Origin of the sequence: Streptomyces sp. NPDC059718 (assembly GCF_042733315.1) — a bacterium.
Lineage (GTDB): Bacteria > Actinomycetota > Actinomycetes > Streptomycetales > Streptomycetaceae > Actinacidiphila.
On sequence record NZ_JBHWGA010000050.1, the window covers coordinates 63942 to 70027 of the forward strand.

Here is a 6086-nt window from a genome sequence, read left to right on the forward strand (position 1 = left end):
CTACGATCCGTGACATGACGTGGCGAGCGGGTCGGCGCATCTCCTTTCGCGGAGTGCTCCTGCTGCTGGGCGTGCTCGTGTTCACGAGCATCCACCTGGTGGCCTGCGCGCACGGGCCGGACCGCACGGGTGGCGACACCCTCACCGCCGGTCCCGCCGCGACGGCCCCGTGCCAGCCGCAGGACACCGCGACACGCCCGGACCAGGACGTCGCCCGCGGCGACGGACCGCCCGCCGACCACCACGCCCTGTGCGGAGTCGCACTCGACCGGCTCCCCGATCCCCGCCCCCGGCTGGCCGACACCCCCACGGTTTCCGGCATCGGGGCGGCGCCTCCCGCACCGGCACCGGCCATCCACCCGCAGAAGGCCGGGGCCACCGGCGCCGGACGGCCCTGCGCACCCACCCGTTCCGGCCCCGGAACACTGAGTCTGCTCTGCGTATCGCGGACCTGACAGGGCCCCAGCCCCGCCCGCCGCACCGCGCACCGTGCAGCGGGCACGGCTGCACGCGCCCCGGATCCGTACGAGCAACGGCCGCGCCACGGCGACGGCCGCAGGAGAAACCCGTATGAGCACCCTCCCTCACCCCGGCACGCCCGCGTCCCCGGCCGAACTCCTCGCCGCCACCGCGCCCCCGCGCCGCACTCCGGCCGGGCTGGTCGGCAACACGCCCGTGCTGTGGGTCGGATCGCCCTTCGTCCCCGACGGCCGCGGCTTCTGGGCCAAACTCGAGGGCTTCAACCCCGGCGGCATCAAGGACCGCTCCGCGCTGTACATGATCGAGGCGGCCCGCGCTCGCGGTGAACTCCTCCCCGGTGCCCGCATCGTGGAGTCCACCAGCGGCACGCTCGGCCTCGGGCTCGCCCTCGCGGGGGCCGTGCACGGACACGCGGTCACGGCGGTCACCGACCCCGGCATGGAACCGTCCATGGTCTCCCTGCTCACCGCCTACGGAGCGACCGTCGACATCGTCGCCGAACCGCACGCCGTCGGCGGCTGGCAGCAGGCCCGCCGCGACAGGGTGCGGGACCTCCTGGCCGCCGATCCGACCGCCTGGTGCCCGGACCAGTACCACAACCCGGACAACGTCGCCGCCTACGCGGCCCTCGCCCACGAACTCGTCGCCCAGCTCGGCCGCATCGACGTCCTGGTCGCCAGTGTCGGCACCGGAGGACACTCGGCCGGGGTCAGCGGCCGGCTGCGCGCGTTCTTCCCGCACCTGCGGCTGGTCGGTGTCGACACCACGGGGTCGACGATCTTCGGCCAGCCACCCGCCGCCCGGCTCATGCGGGGTCTGGGCAGCAGCATCCATCCCCGCAACGTCGACTACCCGGCCTTCGACGAGGTGCACTGGGTCGCCGCCGGCGAGGCGGTGTGGGCCTGCCGGCGCCTCGCCCGCGACCACTACGCCTCCGGCGGCTGGAGCGTCGGCGCGGTGGCCCTGGTCTCCCGCTGGCTGGCCCGTACGCTGCCGGCCGAGACCCGGATCGTGACGATCTTCCCCGACGGCCCGCAACGCTACGTCGGCACCGTCTTCGACGACGCCTACTGCCGGGACCACGGCCTGCTCCACCACGAACCGGCCCAGGACCCGCAGGAGATCGCCCAGCCGGGCGAGACCGTGGTCGACCGCTGGACCCGCTGCACCACCGTGGTGGACCCACTGGCCGACGCGCCCGACGGCGAACGCGGCGGCCTGTCCTTCGAGGCCGCCCGGTGAGGGGGCTGTGGCGGCAGGCCCGCTCCTTCGACACCCCGGCCCGGCTGCTGATGGCCAACCAGTTCGCCATCAACCTGGGCTTCTACATGCTCATGCCCTACCTCGCCGACCACCTGGCCGGCGGCCTCGGCCTGGCCGCCTGGGCCGTCGGCCTCGTCCTGGGCGTACGGAACTTCTCCCAGCAGGGCATGTTCGTGCTCGGCGGCACCATCGCCGACCGCTTCGGCTACAAGACACCCATCGTGATCGGCTGCACCCTGCGCACCTTCGGCTTCGCGCTGCTGGGGCTGGTCGACTCCCTGCCCGCGCTGGTCGCGGCCTCGGCCGCCGCGGGGTTCGCCGGCGCGCTGTTCAACCCGGCGGTCCGCGCCTATCTGGCCGTGGAGGCCGGGGAGCGGCGGGTGGAGGGCTTCGCCCTGTTCAACGTCTTCTACCAGGCGGGCGTCCTGATCGGTCCGCTGGTCGGCCTGGCCCTGCTCGCCCTGGACTTCCGCGCCGTGTGCCTGACGGCCGCGGCCGTCTTCGCCGTGCTGACCGTCCTGCAGTGCCGGGCCCTGCCCGACCGGCGGCCGGAACGCGGCACCGGCCCCGGCGCGGCGGCCGGCGTCCTCGGCTCCTGGCGGCAGGTGCTGGGCAACCGGCCGTTCATGCTGTTCTCCCTGGCCATGGTCGGCTCGTACGTGCTGTCCTTCCAGGTCTACCTGGCCCTGCCCCTGCAGGCCCACGCACTCCTCGGCACCGGCGGACAGGCCGTCACCAGCGGCCTGTTCATCGTCTCGGCGGTCGTGTCGGTCCTCGGCCAGCTCCGCATCACCGGGTGGGTCCGTGCCCGCTGGACCGGACCGCAGGCCATCGTCGGCGGGATCCTCCTCATGGGTCTGGCCTTCACGCCCCTGGCCGTGAGCCCCGACCCGTCCGGCGGGACGTTCGACGCGGGTCTCGCGGTGGCCCTGCTCGTGATCGCCGTCGCGGTCCTGGCCGTGGGCTCCGCGGTGGTCTACCCCTTCGAGATGGACACCATCGTCACCCTCTCCGGGGAGCGCCTCGTCGCCACGCACTACGGCTGGTACAACACCGTCTCCGGCCTGGGCATCACCCTGGGCAACCTCGCCACCGGCGCCATCTGGGACCTCGCCGACCACAGCGGCAAGCCGTGGCTCCCCTGGCTGACGCTGACCATGACCGGCCTGCTCTGTGCCGCCTGCGTCCAGCTCCTGTCCCGGGCCGGGGGACTCGCCCCGGTCAAGCGCGAACCCGCCCTCGCCTGACCGCCCACCCCCTCCCGGGCGTTTCCGGCCGGGGGACGGCTCCGCGCGTCCAGCCGGGGCCGTCCCCCGGGGCCGGACGGCCCGTCGTCAGGGCCGAAGGGCCCCGTCCCTGGACTGGCGGGCTGCCGATGGGTCTGCTGCGCTGGAGGGAGACGGGACGAAGGTGGTGAGCGGCATTGATGGGTGGTCCGGACCGGCCCGGCTCGGCGGGCGGCGGCTCCTTCGACGGTGAGAGCGTGGCCGGCCGCGTCGCGGTGCGGCGGGAGCAGCTGGGCATGTCCCGTGAGGAGCTGGCCACCAGGGCCGGGATGTCGATCGTGTACCTGCGGCAGGTCGAGGAGCTGGGTACCGGCTTCGACCCCGCCGCGCTGATGCGGCTGGCCGCCGTGCTGGGGGTGTCGTACGAGGAGCTGGCGCTCGGCTCGCGCGAGGCCCCACCGGGACGGGGCGCACCGGCGGCCCGTCCGGTGCTGCAGCGGCTGTCCGAGCAGGAGTGCTGGGAACGGCTGGGCACGCACGGAATCGGCCGGGTGGCCCATGCGCCGGAGCCGGACACCGGGGACGAGCCTCCGGTGCTGGTGCCGGTCAACTTCCTGGTGGATGGGCGAACGGTCGTCTACCGGACGGACCCGGCCGGCGCGGCAGCGGTCGCGTCCGGTACGAAGCTCGCCTTCGAGACCGACCATGTCGACGAGATGAGCCGTGTCGGCTGGAGCGTCCTGGTGTCGGGCACCGCCGACCGGATCACCGACGCCGCCGTCGCGGAGTCCCTCGCCCGGCGTCCCGGGGCCGAGCCCTGGGCCGGGGGGACGCGTGAACTGTGGATCCGCGTCGTGCCGCGCGAGGTGAGCGGCCGCGCCATCCGGTCCCTGCCGGCGGCCGAGGACCAGGCGCCGCGGCACGCCGAGTAGCGCGGGCGTGCGAGACCCCCGGGCGACGCACCGTCGCCCGGGGGTCTGAAGCCGGAGTCCGACGCGGTTCGCGCCGAGGACACGACCCGGGCCGTTCGCGCCGAAGACACGGCCGCCGGAGTCACAGCGAGGTCAGCGCCTCGCGCTGCACGTGGCCGATACGCGGAGACCTGGTAACCCCTCCTGGGCACGAACCGGAGTACCTGCCGGGCATGAACGCCGAGTTCTTCGCGGCTGCCCGCGCGGTGCGGGAACCCCGCTTCCGCGGTGGAGGCATCACTGCGGAGAGGGCGGCGCCACTACCGATGACCGGAATGGACAGACCCGGCGATGCGGCTGCGCGGTCGCTCATGGCCGGCGCAGGTGCCCATCGGCTCGACGGGTGACCCACCGGACTTCATCGGTACGGCGGGGCGCCCGGGTGGCAGCCATCTGTCCGGGGGCGCTGTGCCATGCGCCTCGTTCTGACCACCGGTGTGGTGCCGCCTTGCGGCCCCACCGGCTCGAAGGGAGCAGTACCGATGCGTACACGACTGCTTGCCGCCGCCGTGGCAGCGGCGGCATTGTCCGTCATAGCAACGCCCCAGGCGTTCGCCGCGGGGCTGGCCGACCAGGACACGACGTTCCTGACGCAGATCCACCAAGGGAACCTCGCCGAGATCGCGGCTGGGAACGACGCACAGGGTTACGCGACGAGCGAATGCGTGAAGCAGGTCGGCGAGGTGCTCGTCCAAGACCACGGCAAGCTCGACGCGGATGTGAAAATGCTCGCGGGCAAGCTGAAGGTGACGCTGCCGCCGTCCACATCCACCGCGCAGGACAAGGGGCTGGCCGAGGTGCGGGCGAAGGCGGGCAGCCCGGCGTACGACGCGGCATGGCTCAGCACCGAGGACGTCGGGCACCGCGAGACCCTCGCGTTGATCGACCAGGAGATCAAGGCGGGGAGCAACGCCGAAGTGGTGGCAGCCGCCCGCAGCGCCCGTCCGGTGGTGGCGATGCACCTGGACATGGTCCGCGGCGGCACCTGCCACGCCCCCTCGGGCACCGGCATGGTCCACGCTGGATCCGGGGGCCAGTTCGCCGCCGCGCAAGGCTCGGCCGCCACCGCGGGCCTGGTCGGCGTGGCCGGAGGCGCGTTGCTCACCGCTGGCGGAGCGGCCTGGCTCCTGCGCATCCGCCGCCGAACGGCCGGGAAGAGCTAGAACCCGTGGAACGCCACCGGTCGGCCGCCGCTGCGATGACACTTTGCGGTCTGGGCGCGGCGGCCGCCGGCTGGCTGACGTGGACGACGCCACAACTGGGCGTCACCGACTCGGGCACCCTGCCCGTCGGTGTGCACCGCCCCGCCTTTGACGGCCAAGAGGCGTCGCCACCCACCCGCATCCATGGCCCAGCCGGTCTCGACGCCGTCGTCGTACCTGTCGCCGCCCGGGCCGACGGGGCTCTCGACCTGCCGGAAAACCTCCACACCGGCGGATGGTGGGCACTGGGGGCCCCGCTGGGCGCGGCGACCGGCACGGTCTTGATAGCGGGTCACGTCGACAGCCGCGAAGACGGGCTGGGCACCTTCGCCGCACTGTACGACATACCCGTGGGAGGCCCCATCACAGTGACAGGAGCGGACGCCAAGGTACGTCTGTATCGGGTCACCGCCCGGCGCACGTACCAGCAGGAGCATCTGCCACGTGACCTCTTCACACGCGCCGGCCCCCACCGGCTGGCTTTGGTCACATGCGCCGGTCCCTACGATCGCGCGGCACGCCGCTACGAACGCAACCTAGTTCTGTACGCAACGCCGACCGAAGAACGCACCCCCGGCCCGCTTCGCCCGAGCATGCGGTGGGGGTAGCCGGAGCTGGTGGCTGAGCGCAGTGCCCGGGCAACCGAGCCGCCCATCAATGGCCCCGTATGTGCCACCTGCCGGTCGCGGGACGCCACACCGGGCGCACCCTGCCTTGGCCCGGTCTGCGCGTGGCAACACCGTCACCGAGGCGATCGTTGACGCCTACCCGACGAAGTAGGCCGCGAGCGGCGTGGACGGGCGCTCGGCCGGGGGGGCCCCCCCCCGCGGCCCGGGCCCGGGGGGCCGGGGGGGGGGGCGGGCGGGGGCGGGGGCCCGCGGGGGCGGGGGGGGCGGGGGGCCGCCCGGCCCCGGCTGTTCATCTCGGAGTACGGACAATCTTAT

The 6086-nt window shown here is 73.8% G+C and carries 6 protein-coding genes; all 6 read left to right on the top strand.

Annotated features, from left to right (window positions below; genetic code table 11):
* Nucleotides 1-14 precede the first annotated feature (14 nt).
* On the top strand, nucleotides 15-455 hold the full coding sequence (locus ACFV3E_RS37925; RefSeq protein WP_500539725.1) for a hypothetical protein: 441 nt from the start codon (nucleotides 15-17) through the stop codon (nucleotides 453-455).
* A gap of 115 nt (nucleotides 456-570) precedes the next feature.
* Nucleotides 571-1722 (top strand): PLP-dependent cysteine synthase family protein, encoded by a 1152-nt coding sequence (locus ACFV3E_RS37930; RefSeq protein ID WP_500539727.1) that lies wholly within the window; start codon nucleotides 571-573, stop codon nucleotides 1720-1722.
* Nucleotides 1719-2990 carry an MDR family MFS transporter gene (locus ACFV3E_RS37935; RefSeq protein WP_500539729.1) on the top strand — a complete coding sequence of 424 codons (1272 nt, stop codon included), beginning with the start codon at nucleotides 1719-1721 and terminating at the stop codon, nucleotides 2988-2990. Before ACFV3E_RS37930 ends, ACFV3E_RS37935 begins: the two co-directional genes overlap by 4 nt.
* 179 nt (nucleotides 2991-3169) lie before the next feature.
* Nucleotides 3170-3901, top strand: a complete 732-nt coding sequence (locus ACFV3E_RS37940) for a helix-turn-helix domain-containing protein (protein WP_500539731.1) — start codon at nucleotides 3170-3172, stop codon at nucleotides 3899-3901.
* Nucleotides 3902-4422: 521 nt separating this feature from the next.
* Nucleotides 4423-5103 carry a DUF4142 domain-containing protein gene (locus tag ACFV3E_RS37945; RefSeq protein WP_500539733.1) on the top strand — a complete coding sequence of 227 codons (681 nt, stop codon included), beginning with the start codon at nucleotides 4423-4425 and terminating at the stop codon, nucleotides 5101-5103.
* A gap of 5 nt (nucleotides 5104-5108) precedes the next feature.
* The gene (locus tag ACFV3E_RS37950) at nucleotides 5109-5750 is read left to right on the top strand and encodes a class F sortase (RefSeq protein WP_500539735.1); all 642 of its coding nucleotides are present in this window, start codon (nucleotides 5109-5111) and stop codon (nucleotides 5748-5750) included.
* Nucleotides 5751-6086 lie beyond the last annotated feature (336 nt).

Bases quoted from the DNA above. Each gene is read 5' to 3' on its own strand.
- ACFV3E_RS37925 (WP_500539725.1), top strand. From the start codon at position 15: ATGACGTGGCGAGCGGGTCGGCGCATCTCCTTTCGCGGAGTGCTCCTG.
- ACFV3E_RS37930 (WP_500539727.1), top strand. From the start codon at position 571: ATGAGCACCCTCCCTCACCCCGGCACGCCCGCGTCCCCGGCCGAACTC.
- ACFV3E_RS37940 (WP_500539731.1), top strand. From the start codon at position 3,170: ATGGGTGGTCCGGACCGGCCCGGCTCGGCGGGCGGCGGCTCCTTCGAC.
- ACFV3E_RS37945 (WP_500539733.1), top strand. From the start codon at position 4,423: ATGCGTACACGACTGCTTGCCGCCGCCGTGGCAGCGGCGGCATTGTCC.